This window comes from Streptomyces sp. NPDC056948 (assembly GCF_042674225.1).
Taxonomy (GTDB): Bacteria; Actinomycetota; Actinomycetes; order Streptomycetales; family Streptomycetaceae; genus Streptomyces; species Streptomyces purpurascens.
In genome coordinates this window covers 45831-68603 of the sequence record NZ_JBHUQX010000002.1, presented here as the reverse complement: position 1 = coordinate 68603, position 22773 = coordinate 45831, and the positions used below count along the sequence as shown (strand labels likewise).

Below are 22773 nucleotides of genomic sequence, written 5' to 3'. Positions count from 1 at the left end.
CGGGGGTTGCCCGCCAGAGACGTTATCGATAATCATTTTCATTGTCATCTGATCGGGCGAAGATCTTCTGGAGACCCCTTGACCCGTCCCGCACGCCGCACCGCACTGCTGTGCGCCCTCGCGGCCGCCACCGCCCTGCTCCCCGCCGCCCCCGTCCGGGCGGCCGAGCCGCGCTCCCCGCTGCGCTTCACCGACTGCCCCGACTCCGTCCCCCGGCCGGCCGCGCCGGAGCGTGTCGAGTGCGGGCGGATCCACGTACCGCTCGACCGGCACCGACCCCGAGGGCCGCGCATCGAGGTGGCGGTCTCACGGGTCCGCGCCTCGGGCACCCCCGCCGAACGGCGCGGCATCCTGCTGGTCAATCCCGGCGGCCCGGGCGGCTCCGGGCTCCCCTACGCGGTCACGAAGCGGGCCAAGCTCCCCGAGAGCGTGCGGCGGGCGTACGACGTGGTCGGCTTCGACCCGCGCGGCGTCGGACAGAGCACCCCGGTCTCCTGCGGCCCGATGGGCGGTCTCTTCGAGAGTCCGGGCCCCGACCCGGTGCCGTCCGGGGCCCGCGCGGAACGGGCGTACCTGTCCTCCCTGCGCGCCATGGCCGACGACTGCGCGACGCACGCGGGCCGGCTGCTGCCCCATCTGTCCACCGAGCAGACGGCGTACGACATGGACGCGATACGCGGGGCCCTCGGCGAACCGCGGACGAGCTTCCTCGGCGTCTCCTACGGCAGTTGGCTCGGCGCCGCCTACACCGCCCGCTTCCCGCACCGCGTCGGCCGGATGGTGCTGGACAGCGTGGTCGGGCCGTGGGACTGGTACGACTTCGACGTGATCCAGAGCCGGGCCCTGCTGCGTCAGCGCGGGACCTTCTTCGCCTGGACGGCGGCCCATGGCGAGCGTTTCGGCCTGGGTGGGACACCGGGAGCGGTGCGGGAGGCGTATCTGCGGGTGCGCCGGGGACTCGCCGCGCGGCCGGTGGCGGGCTTCGGCCCGGCGGAGTTCGACCGCGCGGTGTACCGCGCCCTGGGCCGCACCGAACGCTGGGAGGGCCTCGCCGACGGTCTGCGCGGCTACCTGGCCGACGGCGACCCGGACGGGCTGCGCCCGGCCACCGCCTTCGACAGCCCGGAGTCACACACCTACGAATCGGCCAACCGCGTCGTCAAGTGCGCCGACGGGCCGGGCCCCGGCCCCCGCGACATCCTCACGGACATCCGCCGCACCCGCCGTCTCGACCCGCAGCCGGTTCTGACGGGCATGGAGGCGAACGCCTGCGCCTACTGGCACCACCGGCCCGGCCGGCGCACCCCGCTGGGCAGTCCGGACGCGCCGCCGGTCCTCCTCGTCGCCTCCGCGCACGACCCCGTCACGCCCGTCGAGGGGGCCCGCGATCTGCGCCGCCTGCTGCCCGGCGCACGCCTGGTCACCCTCGACAACGACTACTCCCACGGCGTGTTCGCGAGCCGCGGCAACGCGTGCGTGGACGACACCGTGGCGGCTTATCTGGTGCACGCAACGGTGCCGTCGGCGGACGTGCGCTGTACGGGCCCGGGCCTGCCCACGGTTCGGTAGAGAGCGCCCGGCCTCAGGCCTCCTTCCACACCAGCACGGTCAGCACCGCGTTCGCGACGGTGACGGGCACAGCGGCCTGGCTCAGCAGCCGCACCCGCATGCTGCGTCCCGAGGCGAGCCGCTTCGTCACGGGCAGGACCACGAAGGAACCGCCCCCGGTCCCGGCGATCTCGTGGATCGGGTGGTCCGCGCGGTGCTCGTCGCCCTCGTACTCCGACATGCGCGCCTGCACGACCGCACCCGCCGGCAGACCGTCGATCTGGAGGCTGAGGGTCCCGCTGAAGCGGGCCGGGCCACGGGCGAACACGCTCCCGCCGGTGGCGTGGTGGCCGGTCTCGTCGGTCCACTCCGTGGTGAACTCGACCGAGTCCCAGGCGCCGGGCGCGAGCTCGTACTGCCCGGCGACACCTAAGTTGACGTACTGGGGCATGGGGTCCTCTCCTTCCCACCGGCCCGCCGGGAGGGCCAGGGCGTCGGCGACATCACGGCGGAAGTCGGCCATGTCGAATCCGCGCGGGTCGACCTTCCAGTCGCTCCATTCCAGGTGGCCGATCGCGCTCTTGTGGCCCCAGCCGTGCGCGCGGCAGACCGCGGCGGTGGCCTTGACCATGGCGAGGTACTGCTCGCGCGGCCACGGGTCCCTGCCGTCGCCCTTGTTCTCGCACTCCCAGCCGTAGAACCGGGCGTTGCCGTCGACCGCGCCGGCCGAGCCGTCGTGCTCGTGCGTCGCCGGCGGGTACGTGCCGTACGACTCGCCTATGACGGCGTTCAGCACGTCACCGTCGCCGCCGCCGGCGTGGTTGGCCCGGCCGTTGCCGGTCAGGTGGACGACACCGTCCTTGGTGATGCACCCGGTGGCGAGCGGACCGGGCAGGGCACTGTGGCCGTCGTAGATCAACCCGACGACGTCCGTGTCCGGTCCGGTGACGGTGTGGTGGATCATCACGCCGTGCACGGGGCCCCAGGGGCCTATGTGATTACGGTTGTTGGTGCGCCAGCCACTGACCTCGTGGACGGCGCAGCCCTCGGCCTTCAACGCGGCGACGAGCCGGGTGGCGGTGAGTGGTGTGGCCATGCGTCGGTCCTCCGTTTCGGCGCGCTCGCGCCGGTCCGAAGACTGCGGGCCCGGCTGCGGAGCGTGCCTGCGGAACGCTTCGCCCGAATCTGCCCTGGAAACTCGCCAGGCCCTCACTCACCATTGTTCCGCCGCTTGCCTCGTCGCTCACCTCGCCGTACCCCCGCACACAAATTCGGCGGGATTACGACCCTGCCGCAGCAGGCGGGGCAGGGGCTCTGTCAGTGGCCCGGCGTAGGGTCCGCTGCCATGAGCATCCCCACCGTCGAGGAGTCCTGGGCCCGCATCGACGCCTGGCTGACCCGGCACGCTCCCCTCACCGACCGTGCGGACGCGCTGCCCATCACCCCGGGCATCACCGGGAGTTCCTCGCTGCGCCGTGTTCTGGCCGACTTCGCGGATGCGCTGGAGGGCGGCCTCCCGTTCCTCGGCCGGATCCCCCTCGCCGTGGACGGAAAACTGCTGTGGGAGGAGGAGAGAACCGTGCCCGCCGATCCGGTCTCCCCACTCACCCACGCCACCGCGCTCGCCGAGCCGGAGTCGGACCCGCCGTCCCCTCGGCGCCCGGTCTTCCCGAACGACTCCGAAAGTGCCGTGCCGGCACCCGCGCAGGGCGTCACCGAGGGAGGGACGCGGAGCCTCTCCTTCGTCCGCACCGGCCGTCCGCGTCCCGAACCGCTACCGGACCAGCCGGACGTGGCGTTCGCCGCGGGTCTGACGCCGGCCGAGATGCTGCGCCGGCTCGGCGCCGTCCCGGCCACCGTCCGGCCGCGCGACCGCCGGCAGGCCCGGCGGGCGGTGGAGTCGGCGTGGGCCGCGCACCGGCCCCTGGTCCGTGCGGGCGCTGTCGGCGGATGGGCGTACGCCACGATCGAGGGCGGCGCCGCGCAGTTCGCCCGGACCGAGGTGCTGCGCGCCCTGTCCGCCGGCACGCGGGTGGTGGTCCTGACCAGACAGGGCCCCGAGGTCGCTCTCACCTTCGCGGAGGACGGCGTGCCGTGCCCGGAGGAGGACACCCGGCGCGTCATGTCACCGCGGGAGGGCAGCCACGCCGGCGGACCGTGGGCGCGGCGCCTCGGTGTGGACCTCTGGCCGGGATCCACCGCCGCCTACACCGACTTCCTGGCCGTCCTGGCACAGGAATTCGGGATCGCCTACGCCCCGGACACGGAGGGGCCGACGGAGCTGACCAGCGCACTTGTGCTGCCCCTCCTGGACGACCTGCCGGAGCGTGAACCCGAGGCGTGGGTACGGGACTTCGACCTGGCCGGGCTCGTGGAGCGCACCCCGCCTCGGCGACTGCGCACCGCCGTCGCGGCCCAGCTGACCCGGCTGGCGGCCGAGACGCACCTCGACACCCACCCGGAGGTGACCGAGGCCCTCGACCGGATCCGGCACGGCCTGCCGGTCGACTGCGACCAGGACGATCCCCTGGCCCTGCGGATACGGACCCTGGTCGCGGAGGTCCACGCGACCAGGACGATGCTGCGGGGCAGCGACAACGGGCCCGTGTCCGAGGATGACCTCACCGCATGGGTCGCGCGAAGCGACGCGGCCGCCGCGCTACGGGCCTTCCTTCGGCTCCCGTTGCCGGTCGCCGCGGAGGCGGTCCTCCAGCGGCGGATCTCCCTCCACTGGCGGGACGAACTCGCCGCCGACCTGGCCGACCCAGCCGACCTGTGAGCCGGTGGCGTGGCGCCCTGTACCGCCGCGGTCAGACCAGCTCCGGCTGGGGTTCCGGCTTCGGTATCGGTGCGGCCGCGGGTTCCCAGACCCGCGTGGTCCGTATGTAGCCGTAGATCACGGAGGCCATCGCCGCAATGAGGAGGGGTCCGAACACCTGCGGGTGTGCGGCCATCTCCACCGGCAGATAGCGGTAGGACACCAGGAGCGCGGCGAACACCGTCGTGCCGTAGGTGACGAACTGGATTCCCGACCGGTCCCAGCCGCGTGCCTGTGCGCGCAGAGCCGCCTCGATGGTGAGCGTGAACACCACGCCGGCGACGAGGTCCACGCCGTAGTGGTAGCCGAAGCCCAGGGTCGCGGTGAGCGTGGCGATCAGCCAGAACGTGCCCCCGTAGCGCAGCGCGCGCGGGCCCCGGCGGGAGTGGAGGTAGATCGCGGTGGCCCATGCCGTGTGCAGGCTGGGCATGCAGTTGCGCGGGGTGATCCCGTCGAACGGCATCGACTGCGGGGCGCCGATCGGCGGCGGCAGGTCGGGCCACAGGTTGGCCAGGGCCCAGTGCCCGCCGTCGGCACCGTAGGCGTAAACCGGCCCGACCACCGGGAAGATCATGTAGATGCCCGGCCCGAGGAGGCCGATCACCAGGAACGTGCGCACCAGATGATGTTTCGGGAAGCTGCGCTCGGCCGCCACGTTGCGCAGCTGGTACAGCGCGACGACGACCGCGCCCACCGCGAGCTGCGCGTAGACGACGTCGAGCAGCCCGGTACCGACCGGGCCGGTCGCCGTGACGAGACGGCCCACCAGCCACGACGGGTTGCCGAGCGCGTGATCGGCGGACGCCAGGTACTGGTCGAGAACCGTCGGCTGGGTCTTCGACGTGATGAGCAGCCAGGTGTCGCCGGTCTTACGGCCGGCCACCAGCAGCAGTCCGAGGCCGACGCCCTTCAGCAGCAGCACGCGCTCCGGGCCGGTGCGGCGTGTGACGGCCATGACCGCGATGCCCAGGATCACCCACAACGCGCCGTTGCCGAAGGGGTGGCCGTCGGCCAGGAAGGGCGCGCCGATCCCCCACCGCACCAACTGGAAGACGGCGTCGATGCCGACCGCGATGCCGACCGCGATGAACCGTTGCCGCCGGTTGAGCACGACCAGTGCCATGGCCAGGCAGGCATACAGCAGCCAGCCCGATTTGGGAGGGAGTATCACCTCTTGCACCTGGCAGGTGATCGGCCCCGGCATTCCGTAGCGACGTGCGGCGATCTCCAGCACGATGAGGAATCCGAGGGTGATGACCCCCGCCATGGCCCATAGCAGCACCCGCGGTTGACGCCATGCGGCGAACGTCGTTCTGCTGCTTATTCGCGCAAACAACCGCGATGCCATGGATATCAATTTTTTAGTCTGTTTTCCGGTGAAGAAGGGCGATGGGCGCTCGTCACAAGCTCGAACATGCTAGCGGAGCGATGCGGATGAGTCTCGCGATTACGGGTGATTCGAGCCGACTCAGATGGTCAGGGCATCGATCAGGGCCTTGGTGACGTCCTCCGTGGTGGCGGTGCCGCCGACGTCGCGGGTGAGGATGCCCGCGGCCGTGGTCGCCTCGATCGCGTTCCGCAGCCGGGCCGCCTGGTCCGGCAGGCCGAAGTGCTCCAGCATCAGGGCCGCGCTGCCGACCGCGCCGATCGGGTTGGCCAGGCCCTGGCCCGCGATGTCCGGGGCGGAGCCGTGCACCGGCTCGAACATGCTCGGGAAGCGGCGCTCCGGGTTGAGGTTGGCGCTGGCCGCGAGGCCCAGGCTGCCGGCCAGGGCGCTGCCGAGGTCGGAGAGGATGTCGGCGTTCAGGTTCGAGGCGACGACCACCGACAGGTCCTCGGGGCGCAGGACGAATTTCGCGGACATCGCGTCGACCAGGACGCTCTCGGTCTCCACGTCCGGGTAGTCGGCGGCGACCCGCCGGAACACGTCGTCCCACAGGACCATGCCGTACTGCTGGGCGTTGCTCTTCGTCACCGACGACACCTTGCGACGGCTGCGCGTGCGGGCCAGCTCGAAGGCGAAGCGCATGATGCGTTCGCAGCCGACCTCGGTGAACAGGGCCGACTGCACGGCGACCTCCCCGCCCGGCCCGCGACCGCCGAGGTTGCGCCCGCCGAGTCCGGCGTACTCGCCCTCGCTGTTCTCGCGGACGACGACCCAGTCCAGCTCGGTGTCGTCGGCCTTGCGCAGGGGGCTGACGACGCCCGGCAGGAAGTGCACGGGGCGGACGTTGGCCCACTGGTCGAAGCTCTGGCAGATCTTCAGGCGCAGGCCCCACAGGCTGATGTGGTCGGGGACGGTGGGCCAGCCGACGGCGCCGAAGTAGATGGCGTCGAAGTCCTTGAGCCGGTCGAGCCCGTCCTCGTCCATCATCCGGCCGGTGCGCTCGTAGTACCCGCAGCCCCAGGGGAACTCCTCCCACTCGAACGCGAAGGCTCCGCCGGAGTCCGCGGCCAGGGCGTCCAGGACGGCCCGCCCGGCGGCGACGACCTCCTTGCCCACGCCGTCGGCGGGAACGGCGGCGATACGGAACGTGCGGGGTGCGGTGGTCATGAGGGCCTCCGGGTCGCTGGCTCGCTGTGACGGCATCGGTTGCGAGTCAACACAGGGCGGTCGTACGGCGTCCAAGACCTGCTTCCGATGCGACGTATAGGCGCCGCCGATCGGTCACGCGTCAGGCGTCGTGTGCCGTTCGCCGGTGCGGGCTGCCGGTGCCGGCCGCCGCCCGCCGCCGGGCGAGCGATTCGGTGAGGGCGAGGAAGGTGCGCGCGGCCGGCGTGAGGTGCGCGGGCAGGCTGACCATCGCCACGTGGAGTTGAGCGGTCGGCTCGATGGGCGCGACCACGGCACCGCAGCGACGGGCCAGCCGGGTCCAGGAGGACGGCAGGACCGCGATCCCCACCCCGGTGAGGGCCAGCGGCAGGATCGAGGTGCGGTGGTCCACGACCGTGACGATCTCCGTGCCGGTGCCGCCCGCGGTGATGTCGTCGACGATGCTGCGCATCAGGCTGCCGGTGCGGGAGGCGATGAGTTTCTGCCCGGCGAGGTCCCCGGGCCGGATCGTGACGTCGTCCTCGATCGCTCCGCCCGGGGCGGCGACGACCACGAACGGCTGGTCCTCGACGTGCAGGACGTCCAGCCCGGCCGGCTGCACCGGAGTGGCGCTGCCCAGCAGGCCAAGCTCGCACGCCCCGCTGCGGACCAGGGACAGCACCTCGTCGGGGGTGAAGGCGGCCTGGGTGCTCACCGTCACGGACGGATGCAGCTCGGCGAAGCGGTGGACGAGGGTCGTCAGCGGTTCGATGCCGGGCGAGGGCATGGTGGCGACCTCGACCGTGCCGCCGTGCAGACCGGCGAGCGCGGCGGCGGTGTCCCGTACGGCCGCCAGGTCGCGCAGCACGCGCCTGCTCGGCTCCAGCAGCTCCTGGCCTGCCTCGCTCACCACGACGCCCCGGCCCACCCGGTGGAAGAGGGCAACCCCGAGGTCGGCCTCCAGGTTCGCCATCGCCTGGGACAGCGAGGGCTGGGCGACGTGCAGGGCGGCGGCGGCCTTGCTGAAGCCGCCGTGCTCGACGATGGCGAGGAAGTACTCCAGTTGCCGGGCGTCCACGGTGCCTCCCCGCTCCGTCCTGATGCGACGGGCGAGCCTACCTGGCGGTTTCCGCCCCCTCCCGTCCCTCCCCTCCCTCCCGTCCGAGCCGGCGCTCGGCGAGTGCGCGCCCGCACCGCGCGAGCAGCCGCGCGGACAAGTCGCCGTCGTGCGCGCAGTCCTGCTCGGTGAGGTCCGTCAGGGCCTGGACGGAACGGAAGTGGGCGGCCGTCCGCTCGGCGGGCAACGTGCAGCGGCCCGCCACCGCGTGCACCTCCGTGCCGTACCGGCGGGCCCGTCGGGCGAGCGCGACCGGCAGCTTGCCCGCCAGGGACTGCTCGTCGAGGCTGCCCTCACCGGTGACGACGAAGTCGCTGGCGGCGAGCAGCTCGTCGGCTCCGAGCAGGGTGAGGAAGTAGTCCGCCCCGGAGCACACGCGCCCGCCCAGCAGCATCCCGGCGTAGCCGAGCCCGCCTGCGGCTCCGGCACCTGGGGCTTCGGCATGCTTTACGGCGTCCGGGACGCCCGCCGCCGTCAGCCGACGTACGAAACCGGCGAGGGCTGTGTCCAGTTCCCGTACTTCTGTCTCGCTCGCCCCCTTCTGCGGTCCGTAGACGGCTGCCGCGCCCGTCGGCCCGAGCAGTGGGTTGTCCACGTCGCTGGCGAGAACGAGGCCGACGTCTTCCAGGGCGGCCCGGGCCTCGGTGATGTCGACGGTGTGGAGGTCGGCCAGTCCGCCACCACCCGGGCCGATCGAGGTGCCGTCCGCGCGGGCGAGCACCGCGCCGAGGGACCGCAACAGGCCCGCGCCGCCGTCGGTGGTCGCCACGCCGCCGAGCGCGAGGACGATCGTGTCGGCGGCGCCCTCCAGCGCGTACCGGATCGCCTCACCGACGCCTTGACTCGTGGCCGTGAGCGGCGCTTTCCGTCCGCCCGGCAGGACGCCGAGTCCGCAGACGGCCGCGGCCTCGACGAGGACGGTACGGCCGTGTACCGCGATGTCGGCGGTGACGGGCTGCCCGGTCGGGCCGGACACCACGATGTCCTCGCGGCGGAACCGACCCGCGCAGGCGGCGGCCACGCTCCCCTCTCCGCCGTCCGCCAACGGCAGCCGGTCGACCCGCGTGTCCGGGGCCGCTTCCAGCAGCCCGCGCTCCAGTGCGCGGGCCACCTCGTCGGCGCTGAGGGAGCCCTTGAACTTGTCCGGGGCGATGAGGACGGACGCCGTCAGGGCGTCACCTCGGCGGGTTCGACGGAGGCGGGCTGGACGGGGGCGGGCGCACCGGCCCGGCCGGTCTTCTCGGACTCGAACTCGGACTCGGAGGCCGCCGGTGGCTCTCCCGCCTTGCCGGCGAGGACCGCGCGCGCCCTGGCGAGGTCGAGGCCGTTCTCCCACTTGGCGATGAACAGGGTGGCGACGGCGTTGCCGAAGAAGTTCACCAGCGCCCGGCACTCCGACATGAACTTGTCGATGCCGAAGATGAGCATGATGCCCGCGGCCGGGACGGAACCGACCGTCGACAGCGTCGCGGTGAGCGCGATGAAGCCGCCGCCGGCGACGCCCGCCGCGCCCTTGGACGTCAGCAGCATGACGGCCAGCAGCCCGAGTTGCTGGCCGAGGGAGAGGGATGTGTCGGTGGCCTGGGCGATGTAGAGGGTGGCCAGCGAGAGGTAGATGGCCGCGCCGTCGAGGTTGAAGCTGTATCCGGTCGGCACGACGAGACCGACCGTGGATCGCTCGGCCCCCATGAACTGCAGCTTGCGCATCAGCCCGGGCAGCGCCGGCTCGGCCGTGGACGTGCCGAGGACCAGCCAGAACTCCTCCTTGAAGTAGCGGAAGAGCTGGAAGATGTTCAGCCGCACATACAGCGCGAGCACTCCGCCGAGCACGACCACGACGAACAGGGCGGAGGTGACGTAGAAGAGGAGGATCAGCGAGCCGAGGCTGGTCAGCGTGGACAGGCCGAACTTCCCGATGGCGTACGACATCGCGCCGAAGGCGCCCAGCGGCGCGGCCTTCATGACGAAGGACAGGACTTTGAAGACGACCTCGGTCAGCCGTCCCACGGCCGCGATGATCGGCTCGCCCGTCTTCCCGACCATCTTCAGCGCGATGCCGAAGACGACGGCCAGAAAGATCACCTGGAGGATGTCGCCCTCGACGAACGGGCCGAAGAAGCTGTCCGGCACGATATTGGTGAGGAACTCCCACCAGTGCTGGTGCTCGCCCTGGTCGATGTACTGGCTGGCGTCGCCCGAGGTCTTGAGTGTCGACGGATCGGCGTGCACACCGTCGCCGAGCCGGAAGATGTTGATCGCCACCAGGCCGGTCAGCAGGGCGACGATCGTGCCGACCTGGAAGTAGGTCAGCGCCTTGATGCCGGTACGGCCGACCTTCTTCAGGTCGGCGACCCCGGCGATGCCGCCGATGATCGTCAGGAACACGATCGGGCCGATCAGCATCTTCATCGCGGTGATGAACGTCGTACCGATCGGCTCCATGTCGGTGGCGAGATCCGGCCACCGCCAGCCCAGCACGATGCCGATCACGATCGCCACCAGCACCTGTACGTACAACTGCCGGTACCACGGCGTCCCGGCGATGCGCACGGCTTGCTCGGCTCGCTCATTGCCCGGGGTATGCGTCATTGCGGCCTCCCTGATCGCGCGACACCGAGCCCGACCGGTCCGCGCCAGCTTGCGCCACAGTGAACCGGGGCGCAGCTCAGGGGGTCCACGACCAAAAATCGATGCCCCGTATAGGCGGTGCCTATCTGTGCTGGCGCATACGACGGGCGGCCCTCTGCGGCGCCCGCAAGGGGGGACGAAACTCTCCCTGCCACGCGTGGTGCCGGTGGTGCCAGACTCCCGACTGACCAGCCCCGCTGCCCAGGTGATGCGAAGGCGTACGTATGTCTGCTGAACTCCCCGAGCCCGCTGCCCCGCCCCCCACCGGATCCAGTGACCCCGCCTCGGCTCCGAGTCGGCGCACCTTCATCGCCACCGGTACCGCGGTCGGCGGCGTCGTCGTCGCGGGCGGGGTGATCGGAGGGACCCTTCTCGCCGACGCGGGGGAGGCGAACGCCGTCGACAGGCCGCCGTCCAGCCGTGTCTCCCTGACGGTCAACGGCACCCTGCGCACGGTGACGGTGGACAACCGGACCTCGCTGCTGGATCTGCTGCGCGAGCACTTCGGCCTGACCGGCTCGAAGAAGGGCTGCAATGCCGGGGCCTGCGGAGCGTGCACCGTGCTGGTCGACGGGCGCCGGGTCAACTCCTGTCTGACGCTGGCGGTACGGCTGGAGGGTGCCGAGGTCACGACGGTCGAGGGCCTGGCCGACGGCGACCGGCTCCACCCGCTCCAGCAGGCGTTCATCGACGAGGACGCCTTCCAGTGCGGGTACTGCACGCCCGGTCAGATCGTCTCCGGGGTGGCGTGCGTCGAGGAGGGGCACACCGGCTCGCCGGAGGAGATCCGGGAGTGGATGAGCGGCAACATCTGCCGCTGCGGCTGCTACGTCAAGATCGTGCGCGCGGTCGAGCAGACCGCACGCCGGAAGTGAGGCCCTCCGATGTATCCCTTCGCCTTCACCAAGGCGTCCGACACGCGTGAGGCCCTCGACGCGGGCCGCCGCGGCGGCCGTTACATCGCCGGGGGCACCACCCTGGTCGACCTGATGCGGGAGACCGTCGAACGCCCCGAGACCCTCGTCGACATCTCGCGTCTGCCGCTGCGCGAGGTCAGCGTGACCGAGCGCGGCGGGCTGCGCATCGGTGCCCTGGTGTCCATGTCCGAGGCCGCCGCCCACCCCAAGGTGCGCACCCTGTTCCCCGTGATCTCCGAGGCGCTGGAGCTGAGCGCGTCGGCCCAGTTGCGGAACATGGCCTCCATCGGCGGCAACATCATGCAGCGCAGCCGGTGCACGTACTTCCGCGATGTGACCGCCGACTGCAACAAGCGCGAACCCGGCTCCGGTTGCGCCGCCCTGCACGGCCACAACCGTACGCACGCGATCCTCGGCACCTCCGACCACTGCGTGGCCACCCACCCCTCCGATGTGGCCGTGGCGTTCGCGGCGCTGGAGGCGCGGGTGCGGCTGCTCGGCCCGGACGGCGAACGCCAGGTTCCCTTCACCGACTTCCTGCTGCGACCGGGCGACACTCCTCAGCATGAACAGGCCCTCAAAAAGGGCGAGTTGATAGCCGCCGTCGAGATACCGGCGCAGCCGAGGCCGCTCAAGTCGGGCTATCTGAAGGTGCGCGACAGGCAGTCGTACGAATTCGCCCTGACCTCCGCGGCCGTCGCCCTGCACGTGCGCGGCGGGGTGATCCGGGAGGCGAAGGTCGCCGCCGGGGGCGTGGGCACCGTGCCGTGGAAGCTGTCCGCCGTCGAGCGGCGCCTCATCGGGGAGCGGCCCTCCGGGAGCCTGTGGGAGGCCGCCGCCCGGCAGGCCGCCGACGGTGCCCGCCCGCTCCGGCACAACGAGTTCAAGGTCGAACTGCTCAAGCGGACCGTCGAACGCCAGCTGCGCATCGTAGGAGGTACGAAGTGAGCCCCCAGCCGCGGTCAGCCGTGGGTGCGCCGCTGTCCCGGGTGGACGGCCGGCTCAAGGTCACCGGCAAGGCGCTCTACGCCGCCGAGCACGCCAACGACGGGACGGTGCACGCCGTCATCGTCGACGCGTCCGTCGGACGCGGCCGCATCACCTCCCTCGACACCCGCGACGCCGAAGCCCACCCGGGTGTGCTGAGGGTGATCCACCACCGCAACGCGCCCGAGCTGCCGTACCGCGACAACGCCGGGTCGAACAACCCACCCGGGCGCAGGCTGCGGGTCTTCCAGGACGACCGGGTCCGCTTCCACGGCCAGCCGGTCGCCGTCGTCATCGCCACCACCCTGGAAGCCGCGCAGCACGCCGCGAGCCTGGTCGAGGTCGGCTACGACGCCGAGCAGCCCTCGACCGACCTGCGCGAGGCCACCCCGGGCACACCGACGACCTACGCGCGCGGCGACGCCGAGGCCGGCCTGCGCGACGCCGCCGTACGGCTGGACCTGACCTACCGGACCGCCCGCAACCACCACAACCCGATGGAGCCCCACGCCACCATCGCCCGCTGGGACGGCGACAAGCTCACCGTCTGGGACAAGACGCAGTGGGTGGTCGGCACGCAGACCGAACTCGCGGCGGTGTTCGGCCTCGGCATGGACGCCGTGCGGGTCATCTCGCCCTTTGTCGGGGGCGGTTTCGGTTCCGCGCTGCGCTGCTGGCCGCATGTGGTCGTCGCCGCGCTGGCCGCCCGGGAGACGAAACGTCCGGTCAAGCTCGTCCTGAGCCGCAAGCAGATGTACCTCGGCACGGGGTTCCGGCCGTCGTACGAGTACCGCCTGCGCCTCGGCAGCGACCGGCGCGGCCGGTTGAGCGCCGCGGTCCACGAGACGGACGCCGAGACCTCGTCGTACGAGACGTTCACCGAGGCCGTCCTGGCGGCCGGCCAGATGCTCTACAGCATGCCCCACGTCCGCCAGGCGTACCGGACGGTGCCGCTGGATCTGCCCACGCCGCTGTACATGCGCGGCCCCGGCTTCCAAACGGCCTCCTTCGTCATCGAGTCGGCCATGGACGAGCTCGCGGACCGGCTCGGCGTCGACCCGATCGAGCTGCGCCGCCGCAACGAGCCGTCCGATGACGAGTCGAACGGGCTGCCGTTCTCCACCCGCCGGCTGCGCGAGTGCTACACCGCCGGCGCCCGCGAGTTCGGCTGGCACCGACGTTCGCAGCGGCCTCGCTCGCGGCGCGAAGGCGACTGGCTGGTCGGCATGGGTATGGCCGCGGGTGTGTACGACACCGCGCGCATGCCGGCCCAGGCCCGCGCCCGGCTGGATGCCGACGGCACCGCGCTGGTCGAGGCCGCCGCCACCGACATGGGCCCCGGCACCTACACGTCCCAGACCCAGGTCGCCGCCGACGCCCTCGGGCTGACCATGCGCACGGTCACCTTCCGGCTCGGCGACTCCCTCTTCCCGCCGACTCCGCCGCACGGCGGCTCGATGACCATGGCCAGTGTCGGCTCCGCGGTCCTCGACGCCTGCGACAAGCTACGGCGGGAGGCCGTCCGACTGGCCGTCGAGGACGAGGAGTCGCCGCTGTACGGCGTGCCGGCCGACGAGGTCGTGGTCCGCGGCGGCCGACTGCATGCGCGCGGGAACCCGGCGCGCGGTGAGACGTACCAGCGGCTGCTGACGCGCCACAACCGCACCCACCTGGAAGCGGACGGCTCCTTCGCACCGCCGTCGGGGCCCGAACGCCACTCCTTCTACGGCTACAACGCGACCTTCGCCGAGGTCGCCGTGGACGCGGCCCTCGGGCTGGTACGGGTGCGGCGCGTGCTCGGCGTGTACGACGCGGGCCGCATCATCAGCCCCAAGCTCGCCGACAGCCAGGCGATCGGCGGCATGGTGGGCGGCATCGGCACGGCCCTGCTGGAACACACCGTCACCGACCACCGCGACGGGCGGATCGTCAACGCCAACCTCGCCGACTACCTCGTGCCCGTCAACGCCGACGTCCCCGACCTCAAGGCGATCTATCTGAACGGTGAGGACCCCGAGGCCGACCCGCTCGGCGTCAAGGGCCTCGGCGAGCTGGTGATGATCGGCGTGGCCCCCGCGATCGCCAACGCGGTCTTCAACGCCACCGGCCGCCGCATCCGCGAACTGCCCATCACGGCCGAGGCGTTGCTGTGAGGAGCGTGGAGCGGGAGTCATGCTGAACATCGCGGACACCCCGCACCGCTGGTGCCGCGAGGCCCGCCCTGCGTCTCGGGCGGACACAGTTGGCCGGGGCGGTGGCGTCAGCCGGGCGGTTGTGAGGCCGACAGGTCCTGGTCGGTGGCCCAGGAGGCGAGGAGGCGCAGGCGCTCATGGGTCGGGGAGCCGGGCGCGGCGGTCCAGACGGTCAGGTGCTGGTCGGGGTCGGTGTTGGCGGTGAGGGTGTCCCAGTCGAGGACGAGTTCGCCGACGACCGGATGGTCGAGGGTCTTGGTGCCTACGGTGCGGGCGGCGACGCGATGGTCGCCCCACCACTGGGCGAACTGCTTGTCCCGCAGGGAAAGTTCACCGACCAGCTCGATCAGCCGCGGGTCCTCGGGGTACTTCGCGGCCTCCATCCGGAGCTGGGCCACGGAGATGTGCGCGGAGGTCTCCCAGTCGGCGTACAGGGTGCGCATGGCCGGATCCGTGAAGATGATCCGCGGGTAGTTGCGGTGCTTCTCGGGGATGCGGGAGAAGTCGGTGACCAGGGCGGCGGCCAGCGCGTTCCAGGCGAGGATGTCCCCGCGTCGGCCCTGCACGATGGCCGGGGTGGCGGTGAGGTCGTCCAGGACCCGCTGCAATTGCGGCTGGACCGTCTGCCGGCCGCGGCGCCGGGTGCGGGTGGTGGTCTTGCCCGCGAGCTGGAAGAGGTAGCCCCGCTCGTCGTCGTCCAGGTGGAGGACCCGGGCGAGGACGTCCAGCACGGGCGCCGACGCCTGCATACGGCCCTGCTCGAGGCGGGTGTAGTAGTCGGTGCTGATGCTGGCGAGCTGGGCGACCTCCTCGCGGCGCAGCCCGGCCACCCGGCGGGGCCTGCCGGTCTCGGGCAGGCCGACCGTGCGGGGGCTCAGCTCCGAGCGGCGCTTCTTGAGGAATTCTCCCAGCTCATTGAGGGGGACGTTGCCGGTCATGCTTCCCAGAATGACATCGATCGCGCCCGGGGAAGGGGGGAGAAAACACTCCCAGGATGTTCCTCTCCCAGGATGGATCCCTCCGCTTTTCGCGCGCGCCCCGCGGTGTGAGGCTCGACCGTGAGCAGCCGTGCCCGACCCCGGCTGCGGCACGTAGATCACGGCAAGGAAGGTCCACCCATGCGCGGAGCAGTCATCCATTCCCCCGGTGACCGGGCAGGCCGGGACAGTTCGTCGTCGGTTCCTTCGCCGCCTCGGACGACACCTGCGCGAACTGCCGTAACGGCTGGCAGTCCTCGTGTCTGCACCGCGAGTTCATGAGCACCTGCCAGGCCGACTGCATCCGTGTCCCCAACGCCCACGGCACGCTCGTCGCCACCGACAGCCACCCGGACGCCGATCACGTGCTCGCCCGGGAGTTCGGCGCCACGGACATCGTCGGCGAACGCGGCGAGGAGGGCATCGCCCGCGTCAAGGACCTCACCGGCGGTATCGGCGCCGACTCCGTGCTGGAGTGCGTCGGCACCCCCGAGGCCATGCGGCAGGCCCCGCACTCCACCCGGCCCGGCGGCAACGTCGGCGTACCGCACGAGGTCCGGGTCGACGGCGAGGAACTGTTCTTCTCCCACGTCGCCCTGCGCGGCGGCCCCGCCCCCGTACGCCGCTACCTGCCCGACCTGATCGACCGGGTCCTCTCCGGCCGGATCGATCCGGGCAAGGTCTTCGACCTCACCCTGCCGCTGGAACAGGTCGCCGAGGGGTACAGGGCGATGGACGAGCGCCGTGCCATCAAGGCCCTCCTCAAGCCCTGACCCGTACCGCCCACCGAAGGACTCGACATGACCACCTTTGCCCTCGTCGGCGCCGGGCCCGGCCTCGGACTCGCCACCGCCCGCCGCTTCGGAACCGCCGGCCACGCCGTCGCCCTCGTCTCCCGCGACGCCCGGAAGCTGGAGGAGCTGGCCGCCGATCTTGCCCGCGACGGCATCCAGGCCCGTGGCTTCGCCGCCGACGTCCTGGACCCCGCTTCCCTCACCAGGGCTCTTCGGGAGGCCTCCGAAAGCCTGGGTCCCATCGAGATCCTCCAGTACAGCCCCGTGCCCCGCGCCGACTTCATGAAGCCGGTCCTCGACACGAGCGCCGACGACCTCGAAGCGCCCCTGTCCTTCTCCGTCAAGGGACCCGTCACAGCCGTGAACGCCGTCCTGCCCGGCATGCGCGCCCTCGGCCGCGGCACCCTGCTGTTCGTGAACGGCGGCAGCGCCGTACGCCCCCACCCCGACCGGGCCGGCACCTCGATCGCCTTCGCCGCCGAGAGCGCCTACGCCCGCATGCTGCACGACGCGCTCGCCCCGGAGAACATCCACGCCGCCCAGCTCATCATCCCGGGCGCCATCCGGCCCGACGCCGAGCACAGCAGCCCCGAGGTCCTGGCCCGGCGCCTGTACGACCTCCACGCAGAGCGCGACGGCTTCCGGCACTACGCCGAGCCGCTGCCCGACTGAGCCCCTGGACGGCAACCATGACCCCGACCGCCCTCGCCCGTGCCGTACCGGCCGCCGCCCTGCTTCTGGCCGTGACCGCCTGCGCTCAGGACCCACAGCGGTCGTCCCGGCCCGCGCCGCCCGCGCCGCAGGAACGAACTGCGACGGGCCCGGCACCCACCCATCCCTCCGGCAGGACCAACACCGTGAACATCCGGCTCATCCTCGACGGCCACCCGGTCGACGCCACCCTGAACGACAGTGCCGCCGCCCGCGACCTCGCCGCCCTGCTCCCGCTCAGCCTCGGTCTCGAGGACTTTCACCAGACCGAACGGATCGCCTATCCGCCGCGCAAGCTGGACACCTCCGGCGCGCCCGACGCGGCCCGGCCCCAGGCCGGTGACCTGGCCTACTACGCGCCCTGGGGCAATCTGGCCCTCTTCTATCGCGACGGCGACTCGCCCTCGACCGGCCTGGTCCTCCTCGGCAAGGTCGCCGACCGCCACACCGAAAGGCTCGCCACCGCCGAGCACGTCACCATCGAAGCCGCCCCCTGACCGGCTCTCGACGGGAGAACGGGAGAACACCGCATGAACCCCACCTACGACTTCACCGGCCAGGTCGCCCTCGTCACCGGGGCCGGCTCCGGCATGGGCCTGGCCACCGCCCGCGCCTTCGCCGAGTCCGGTGCCGCCGTCGCGCTCACCGACGTCGACGAAGCCGCCCTCGACGCGGCCGCGAAGGAACTCACCGCCGGCGGCCACCAAGTCCTCGCCCTCCCCTGCGACGTCACCGACGAGGACCAGGTCGCCGCGGCCGTCGACCGCACCGTCGAGACCTTCGGCCGCCTGGACATGGCCTACAACAACGCCGGTGTCCAGATCCCGCCGAGCGACGCCGCCGACGAACCCGCCGAACGGTTCGACCGTGTCAACGCCATCAACCTCCGCGGCGTCTGGGCCGCCATGAAGCACGAGCTGCGGCACATGCGCGCCCAGGGCAGCGGAGCCATCGTCAACTGCTCCTCCCTCGGCGGCCTCGTCGGCCTGCCCGGCCGGGCCTCCTACCACGCGTCCAAGCACGGCGTCATCGGCCTGACCACCAGCGCCGCCCTCGAGTACGCCCCGCGCGGCATCCGCGTCAACGCCGTCTGCCCCGGCACCATCGACACCCCCATGGTCAGCGACATGATCGCCAAGGGAGAACTCGACCGGGCCGAAGCCGAGGCCGGCCAGCCCATCAACCGGCTCGGCACCGCCGACGAGATCGCCCAGGCCGTCCTGTGGCTGTGCAGCCCGGGAGCCGGCTTCGTCGTCGGCGTCGCCCTTCCCGTCGACGGCGGCTACGTCGCCCGCTGACCGGCCCTCGCCGCTATAGGCTGTATACAGCACGATGTGCGGTCTGGCGACGAGGGAGTGTCATGGTCCGGGCGACCGGCAAGAGCGAAGCGGTGTACGAGCGGCTGAAGGGTGACATCGAGTCGCTGCGCCTGCGCCCCGGGGCGAAGCTGAGCGAGATCCAGCTCGGGGAGGAGCTGGGGGCGTCCCGTACCCCGGTGCGCGAGGCGATCCGGCGGCTGGCCCGTGAGGGTCTCGTCGACTTCGTGCCGGGCGAGGTGGCCCGCGTGGCGGGGATCTCGCTGGGCGGGGTGCGCGCCCTGTTCGACTTCCGGATGCTGCTGGAGCCGGAGGCGGCCGCTTCGGTCGCGACGGCGGGCGCGGCCCGTGAGCAGACCCTCGTGCCGTTCCGGGAACTCCTGGAGCGGCTGGACGAGTTCGACGCGGCCTTCCGGGTGCTGAGCGCGGCCGAGCAGGAGCGGGCCTACCAGGGTTTCTACGATCTGGCCGAACGGTTCGACCAGGCGGTCATCGCGGCGTGCCGCAACCCCTACCTCGCCCGCACGATCGGCGACCTGCGCAGCCAGACCGTGCGGCTGCGGCATCTGTCGCACAGCGGACCCCGGCGCATGCTGACGTCGCTGGAGGAGCACCGCGCCATGCTCAAGGCGATCACACGGGGCGACGCACAGGCCGCGTCGGCGGCCTGCCGTCACCATCTGGCGCAGACACTGCACGCCCTCATCGACAGCCTGACCGCACAGGACTTCGCCCTCGGCGGCGAGGTTCAGCTCGGCATCGTCGGCTGACTCCCCCGCTCCGGCACCGGAGCGGGGCCATACGCGTTCTCGGACTCCTGGTTCCTTACGCGCGACGCTTGCTGTATACAGGAATGGATACAAGACCGTTCGCAGGTGAGAGGCCCTCTGATGCCGTACACCGTCGCGGCGGCGGATCTGCTGGGATTCGCCGCCACCACAGAGGCCCACGGCGTTCCGCCCGAGGACGCCCGTCTGCTCGCGGACACGCTGGTGACCGCGGAACTGTGGGGGCACCCGTCGCACGGGATGCTGCGTCTGCCGTGGCACCTCGCCCGTGTCGCCGGCGGGGCGACCGCCGCCACCGCGACCCCGAAGGTCGTCAGCGACAACGGCGCGGTCCTCGTACTGGACGGCCGCGCCGGTCTGGGCCAGGTGCTCGCCGACCACGCGACCCGGCTGGGGGTGGAGCGGGCCCGGCAGCACGGCATCAGCGCGATCGCGGTCCGCGACTCCGGGCACTTCGGGACCGCCGCCTACTTCACCCGCAAGGCGGCCGAGGAGGGCTGTGTGGCGCTGCTGGCCACCAATGCCAGCCCGGCGATGGCGCCGTGGGGCGGAGGGAGAAGCGGGTCGGCACCAACCCGTGGTCGATCGCCGCGCCCGGCGGCCGCTACGGCACGATCGTGATGGACATCGCCGACACCGCCGTCGCGCGCGGCAAGATCTACCACGCCAAGGAGCGCGGCGAGCCGATCCCCGAGGGTTGGGCGGCCGACGCGGACGGCGTGCCGACCACCGATCCGCGCCGCGCCGTAGAGGGTCTGATCGGCACCGAACGCAGCGGCTACGGCCGGGAGCTGGCCGCCGCCGGCATCCGCGAGTTCACCAACACGCGCACCTACTGGGTCAGTCCGTTCGTGCAGGCGGCGCCCGGCTCGGGAGTCTGCGAGCCCTGAACGTACTTGGTCAGGAACTGCTCGACTCGCGGGTCCGATGCCTTGTCCACCGTGAGCTGGTAGCCCCAGGCCGACAGCATGATCGTCCCGGACTGGTCGTCGACCGGACTCATCAGCGTGTAGGGGGTCTTGGAGACCTTGTCACCGAGCGTCTTGATGTCGGCGTCGGCGGCCTTGTCGTTGTACGTCACCCAGACCGCCCCGTGTTCGAGGGAGTGGACGGCGTTCTCCTTGCCTATGGCCTTGGTGTAGACGGTGCCGTCGCAGGTCATCCACGCCTGGTTGTGGTCGCCGCCGACGGGCGGGTTCATCGGGTAGTCGACGGCCTTCTGGACGTGGTCGCGGCCGAGTTTCTTCGCCTCCCACGTCTGCTCGCCGCGTACGGGCTTCTTCGCGGCGGCGGCCTGCTGCTCGTCCTTCTCGTCGGCCTTGTTCAGGGCGTAGGCGCCGAAGCCGGCCAGTCCGGCGACGATGACCGTGCTGAGCGTGATGGTGATGACGCGGTTACGGCGCTCGCGGGCCTTTTCGGCGCGGCGCATCTCCTCGATCCGGGCCTTGCGGGAAACGACGGCGGCCTTCTTGCTGGTCCTGCTCATGGCGGGGTGTCCTTCTTCCTTCGCGCCGTACGGCGGTCGGTGCGGGGATGGCATGGATGTCGCGGGTCGCCGTGCGCTCGCGTGGGCGCACGGCGTCATGGCATCCGGCTCAGGTCCGCAGCACCTGAAGGACGTGCAGGTCGGGAGCACCGCTCGGGGGAGGAGGCTGGGCGGGGAGCGCGGGGCTGCCCTGCCGCCTGGGGAGATCCGGCATACGGGGCAGAAGCGCCGGCATCGGTTGAACGGGGGCCGCGAGCACCCCCGCCGCCGGGTGCACGGCCGGAGCACAGCACGCGTCGCCGGCGGGGCAGTCGTCCGGATGCACGGCCGTCACGGCGTGATGCCCGGCCCGGTGGTCGCCGCCGCCGTCTTCCGCGTGGCCCAGGCACATCACGGCTGCCGCGAGCAGGACGGCGAGGACAGGACAGAGGACCCGGGCCCACGTGGTCCACCACGCTCCGCGGGGTCTGCGCTGCGTCAGCGGCGTCCTGCTCGTCATCACGGTGATGTTAAGCGGTTTCCGGGGGTGCCGGGGCGGTCAGTCGCCGAGCCTGTCCTCGATGAGCGTCCTGAACTCCTCGTAGGAAGCGGGAGGTTGAATTCTGGTTCCGTCGACGAGGAAGGTCGGGGTGCCCTGGACGCCCAGGCCGAGGCCGTCGCGCTGGTCGGCCTGAATGCGTCCGGCCGTCTCCGGATCGGCGAAGTCGGCGTCGAACTTCTTCATGTTCAGGCCGAGTTCCTCGGCGTAGCCACGGAAGACGGGCTCCTTCCACTCCTGCGACTCGCCCCACTCCTTCTGCGTGGTGAAGAGCTTGGTGTACATGGCCTCGAACTTGCCCTGGCGTGCGGCGGCCTCGGCGGCGCGTGCGGCCGGCTCGGCGTTGCGGTGTCCGGGCATGGGGAAGTAGCGGGCGACGAAGGTGACCCGGTCGCCGTACTCCTCACGCAGCCGCTCCACGACCGGGTAGTACGCCCCGCACGCCTCGCACTCGAAGTCGAGGAACTCGACGATCGTGAGTTCGCTCTTGTTCGGCTCGGTCAGCCGGTGACTGGAGGCCCGGACGGGCAACGCCTCGGCCGCGGGCCGCACATCCGCCCCGGCGCTGCCTCGGTCGTCGGGCCTGAGCAGCAGGTAGGAGCCGAGGGCCATGGCAAAGCCGCTTACCAGGACTGCGGCGACGATCAGGTGCTTGTACAGCTTCTTCATGATTCCTCGGTGGGAGTGACGGCCCCGGCCCACCGGGCGGGTGTCCGCACCGCGTGCCCGTCAGGGCAGGCAGGGACCACCGGTCTGCATCGGCCGGAGGAGGGGCAGGTCGAACGGACCGCGCCCGTGACGCGGGGGCGCCCTGCCCTCGTTCAGCCGCACCAGCAGCGCCGACACCGGCGGAGCGGCGCTCTCACGCACCGCGACCTGCGGGCCGTTGCCGTGGCGGCCGCTCAGCAGCGGCCACAGGAACAGCAGCAGACGTCGTACGACCGCCCAGAGCGTCCCGCCCTGCCACAGCAGCCGCTCGGTGAGGCCCAGCAGACGGGCGGCCAGCAGCAGCGTGACCGCATGACCGGCCGGCGCCACTGCCGCACACCCGCCGGGCAGCGAGTACGCGGCGTGACAGGCCAGTTCCGCGGCAGCGAGCACCGCCGGCACCTGGGTGTCCGTCAGCCTCCGCCGCGTCAGCACCGTCGCGCCCGGCACCGCCACCGCGGCCGTCCCGGCCACGATGATCCACCGAGGAGCGTGGCACTGCGCCAGCACGTGCCCGGCCAGCGGGAGCAGCACACACAGCACGGCGAGCACCGCCGCCCGGAACCCGCGCAGCACGCCGGACGCCGGGGAGGCGGGTCCTCGCGGGCGGTGCGGTCGCATCAGGTTCGGGCCTTCGGAAGCCGTCCGGGATGGGACGGATGGGCGGGCATCAGGCTGCGAGGGCTGGTCCCCCGCACCTGCCTCGGCAGCGTAC

The 22773-nt window shown here is 71.9% G+C and carries 20 protein-coding genes and 2 pseudogenes; 11 read left to right on the top strand and 11 right to left on the bottom strand.

Annotated features, from left to right (window positions below):
• The first annotated feature begins 78 nt into the window (after positions 1-78).
• Positions 79-1569, top strand: coding sequence for an alpha/beta hydrolase (locus tag ACFTZL_RS00695; RefSeq protein ID WP_382576470.1), 1491 nt, complete (start codon positions 79-81; stop codon positions 1567-1569).
• A gap of 13 nt (positions 1570-1582) precedes the next feature.
• Here the strand turns inward: ACFTZL_RS00695 and ACFTZL_RS00690 are convergent, their stop codons facing one another.
• Positions 1583-2644 carry an N-acetylmuramoyl-L-alanine amidase gene (locus tag ACFTZL_RS00690; protein WP_382576468.1) on the bottom strand — a complete coding sequence of 354 codons (1062 nt, stop codon included), beginning with the start codon at positions 2642-2644 and terminating at the stop codon, positions 1583-1585.
• 249 nt (positions 2645-2893) lie between these two features.
• Between ACFTZL_RS00690 and ACFTZL_RS00685 the strand changes: the two genes are divergently transcribed.
• The gene (locus ACFTZL_RS00685) at positions 2894-4327 is read left to right on the top strand and encodes a hypothetical protein (RefSeq protein WP_382576465.1); all 1434 of its coding nucleotides are present in this window, start codon (positions 2894-2896) and stop codon (positions 4325-4327) included.
• Between the two features lie 31 nt (positions 4328-4358).
• Here the strand turns inward: ACFTZL_RS00685 and ACFTZL_RS00680 are convergent, their stop codons facing one another.
• The 5 genes from ACFTZL_RS00680 to dctA form a co-directional block, all read right to left on the bottom strand.
• The gene (locus ACFTZL_RS00680) at positions 4359-5633 is read right to left on the bottom strand and encodes a phosphatase PAP2 family protein (protein WP_382576462.1); all 1275 of its coding nucleotides are present in this window, start codon (positions 5631-5633) and stop codon (positions 4359-4361) included.
• Positions 5634-5834: 201 nt separating this feature from the next.
• Positions 5835-6920 (bottom strand): tartrate dehydrogenase, encoded by a 1086-nt coding sequence (locus ACFTZL_RS00675; protein ID WP_382576459.1) that lies wholly within the window; start codon positions 6918-6920, stop codon positions 5835-5837.
• A gap of 121 nt (positions 6921-7041) precedes the next feature.
• Positions 7042-7977, bottom strand: coding sequence for a LysR family transcriptional regulator (locus ACFTZL_RS00670; RefSeq protein WP_382576456.1), 936 nt, complete (start codon positions 7975-7977; stop codon positions 7042-7044).
• A gap of 37 nt (positions 7978-8014) precedes the next feature.
• Positions 8015-9187, bottom strand: coding sequence for a glycerate kinase (locus ACFTZL_RS00665; RefSeq protein ID WP_382576500.1), 1173 nt, complete (start codon positions 9185-9187; stop codon positions 8015-8017).
• Complete coding sequence (gene dctA, locus ACFTZL_RS00660; protein ID WP_382576453.1) at positions 9184-10605, bottom strand: C4-dicarboxylate transporter DctA; 1422 nt, start codon at positions 10603-10605, stop codon at positions 9184-9186. Before dctA ends, ACFTZL_RS00665 begins: the two co-directional genes overlap by 4 nt.
• Positions 10606-10868: 263 nt before the next feature.
• On the opposite strand from dctA, the gene ACFTZL_RS00655 reads away from it, so the two are divergent.
• Genes ACFTZL_RS00655 through ACFTZL_RS00645 form a run of 3 tightly spaced genes read left to right on the top strand, consistent with a single transcriptional unit; the run spans position 10869 to position 14701 of the window.
• On the top strand, positions 10869-11519 hold the full coding sequence (locus ACFTZL_RS00655) for a (2Fe-2S)-binding protein (RefSeq protein ID WP_382576451.1): 651 nt from the start codon (positions 10869-10871) through the stop codon (positions 11517-11519).
• Between the two features lie 9 nt (positions 11520-11528).
• A complete protein-coding gene (locus ACFTZL_RS00650; RefSeq protein ID WP_382576449.1) occupies positions 11529-12509 on the top strand; it encodes an FAD binding domain-containing protein in 981 nt (326 codons plus the stop codon).
• The gene (locus tag ACFTZL_RS00645; protein WP_382576446.1) at positions 12506-14701 is read left to right on the top strand and encodes a xanthine dehydrogenase family protein molybdopterin-binding subunit; all 2196 of its coding nucleotides are present in this window, start codon (positions 12506-12508) and stop codon (positions 14699-14701) included. The genes ACFTZL_RS00650 and ACFTZL_RS00645 overlap by 4 nt, the downstream gene beginning before the upstream one ends.
• A gap of 107 nt (positions 14702-14808) precedes the next feature.
• Here the strand turns inward: ACFTZL_RS00645 and ACFTZL_RS00640 are convergent, their stop codons facing one another.
• A complete protein-coding gene (locus tag ACFTZL_RS00640) occupies positions 14809-15678 on the bottom strand; it encodes a helix-turn-helix domain-containing protein (RefSeq protein WP_382576444.1) in 870 nt (289 codons plus the stop codon).
• A gap of 218 nt (positions 15679-15896) precedes the next feature.
• Here ACFTZL_RS00640 and ACFTZL_RS00635 point away from each other — a divergent pair.
• The 6 genes and pseudogenes from ACFTZL_RS00635 to ACFTZL_RS00610 all read left to right on the top strand — a co-directional run.
• Positions 15897-16490, top strand: a pseudogene (locus tag ACFTZL_RS00635) (zinc-binding dehydrogenase); the annotation flags it as partial.
• 27 nt (positions 16491-16517) lie between these two features.
• Entirely contained in the window at positions 16518-17183 is a 666-nt protein-coding gene (locus tag ACFTZL_RS00630) for an SDR family NAD(P)-dependent oxidoreductase (RefSeq protein ID WP_382576442.1), read from the top strand.
• 17 nt (positions 17184-17200) lie between these two features.
• A complete protein-coding gene (locus ACFTZL_RS00625; RefSeq protein WP_382576439.1) occupies positions 17201-17719 on the top strand; it encodes a cyclophilin-like fold protein in 519 nt (172 codons plus the stop codon).
• A gap of 33 nt (positions 17720-17752) precedes the next feature.
• Positions 17753-18520: an SDR family NAD(P)-dependent oxidoreductase gene (locus tag ACFTZL_RS00620; protein ID WP_382576437.1), complete on the top strand. Its 768-nt coding sequence runs from the start codon at positions 17753-17755 to the stop codon at positions 18518-18520.
• 62 nt (positions 18521-18582) lie between these two features.
• The gene (locus ACFTZL_RS00615) at positions 18583-19308 is read left to right on the top strand and encodes a GntR family transcriptional regulator (protein WP_382576435.1); all 726 of its coding nucleotides are present in this window, start codon (positions 18583-18585) and stop codon (positions 19306-19308) included.
• Between the two features lie 120 nt (positions 19309-19428).
• A pseudogene (locus ACFTZL_RS00610) lies at positions 19429-20216 on the top strand (Ldh family oxidoreductase).
• Here the strand turns inward: ACFTZL_RS00610 and ACFTZL_RS00605 are convergent.
• The 4 genes from ACFTZL_RS00605 to ACFTZL_RS00590 all read right to left on the bottom strand — a co-directional run bounded on the left by ACFTZL_RS00605 (position 20159) and on the right by ACFTZL_RS00590 (position 22679).
• Entirely contained in the window at positions 20159-20812 is a 654-nt protein-coding gene (locus tag ACFTZL_RS00605) for a DUF3105 domain-containing protein (RefSeq protein WP_382576433.1), read from the bottom strand. The pseudogene ACFTZL_RS00610 and the gene ACFTZL_RS00605 overlap by 58 nt on opposite strands.
• Before the next feature lie 109 nt (positions 20813-20921).
• A complete protein-coding gene (locus ACFTZL_RS00600) occupies positions 20922-21311 on the bottom strand; it encodes a hypothetical protein (protein WP_382576430.1) in 390 nt (129 codons plus the stop codon).
• 39 nt (positions 21312-21350) lie between these two features.
• Positions 21351-22019 carry a DsbA family protein gene (locus ACFTZL_RS00595; protein WP_382576428.1) on the bottom strand — a complete coding sequence of 223 codons (669 nt, stop codon included), beginning with the start codon at positions 22017-22019 and terminating at the stop codon, positions 21351-21353.
• A gap of 60 nt (positions 22020-22079) precedes the next feature.
• Positions 22080-22679 carry a hypothetical protein gene (locus ACFTZL_RS00590; RefSeq protein ID WP_382576426.1) on the bottom strand — a complete coding sequence of 200 codons (600 nt, stop codon included), beginning with the start codon at positions 22677-22679 and terminating at the stop codon, positions 22080-22082.
• Positions 22680-22773 lie beyond the last annotated feature (94 nt).

What these genes read in the sequence shown, in the direction of transcription:
- ACFTZL_RS00690 (WP_382576468.1), bottom strand. Translation starts at nt 2,644, where the DNA reads ATGGCCACACCACTCACCGCCACCCGGCTCGTCGCCGCGTTGAAGGCC.
- ACFTZL_RS00685 (WP_382576465.1), top strand. Translation starts at nt 2,894, where the DNA reads ATGAGCATCCCCACCGTCGAGGAGTCCTGGGCCCGCATCGACGCCTGG.
- ACFTZL_RS00680 (WP_382576462.1), bottom strand. Translation starts at nt 5,633, where the DNA reads ATGGCGGGGGTCATCACCCTCGGATTCCTCATCGTGCTGGAGATCGCC.
- ACFTZL_RS00675 (WP_382576459.1), bottom strand. Translation starts at nt 6,920, where the DNA reads ATGACCACCGCACCCCGCACGTTCCGTATCGCCGCCGTTCCCGCCGAC.
- dctA (WP_382576453.1), bottom strand. Translation starts at nt 10,605, where the DNA reads ATGACGCATACCCCGGGCAATGAGCGAGCCGAGCAAGCCGTGCGCATC.
- ACFTZL_RS00655 (WP_382576451.1), top strand. Translation starts at nt 10,869, where the DNA reads ATGTCTGCTGAACTCCCCGAGCCCGCTGCCCCGCCCCCCACCGGATCC.
- ACFTZL_RS00650 (WP_382576449.1), top strand. Translation starts at nt 11,529, where the DNA reads ATGTATCCCTTCGCCTTCACCAAGGCGTCCGACACGCGTGAGGCCCTC.
- ACFTZL_RS00640 (WP_382576444.1), bottom strand. Translation starts at nt 15,678, where the DNA reads ATGACCGGCAACGTCCCCCTCAATGAGCTGGGAGAATTCCTCAAGAAG.
- ACFTZL_RS00630 (WP_382576442.1), top strand. Translation starts at nt 16,518, where the DNA reads ATGACCACCTTTGCCCTCGTCGGCGCCGGGCCCGGCCTCGGACTCGCC.
- ACFTZL_RS00625 (WP_382576439.1), top strand. Translation starts at nt 17,201, where the DNA reads ATGACCCCGACCGCCCTCGCCCGTGCCGTACCGGCCGCCGCCCTGCTT.
- ACFTZL_RS00620 (WP_382576437.1), top strand. Translation starts at nt 17,753, where the DNA reads ATGAACCCCACCTACGACTTCACCGGCCAGGTCGCCCTCGTCACCGGG.
- ACFTZL_RS00615 (WP_382576435.1), top strand. Translation starts at nt 18,583, where the DNA reads ATGGTCCGGGCGACCGGCAAGAGCGAAGCGGTGTACGAGCGGCTGAAG.
- ACFTZL_RS00605 (WP_382576433.1), bottom strand. Translation starts at nt 20,812, where the DNA reads ATGAGCAGGACCAGCAAGAAGGCCGCCGTCGTTTCCCGCAAGGCCCGG.
- ACFTZL_RS00600 (WP_382576430.1), bottom strand. Translation starts at nt 21,311, where the DNA reads ATGACGAGCAGGACGCCGCTGACGCAGCGCAGACCCCGCGGAGCGTGG.
- ACFTZL_RS00595 (WP_382576428.1), bottom strand. Translation starts at nt 22,019, where the DNA reads ATGAAGAAGCTGTACAAGCACCTGATCGTCGCCGCAGTCCTGGTAAGC.
- ACFTZL_RS00590 (WP_382576426.1), bottom strand. Translation starts at nt 22,679, where the DNA reads ATGCGACCGCACCGCCCGCGAGGACCCGCCTCCCCGGCGTCCGGCGTG.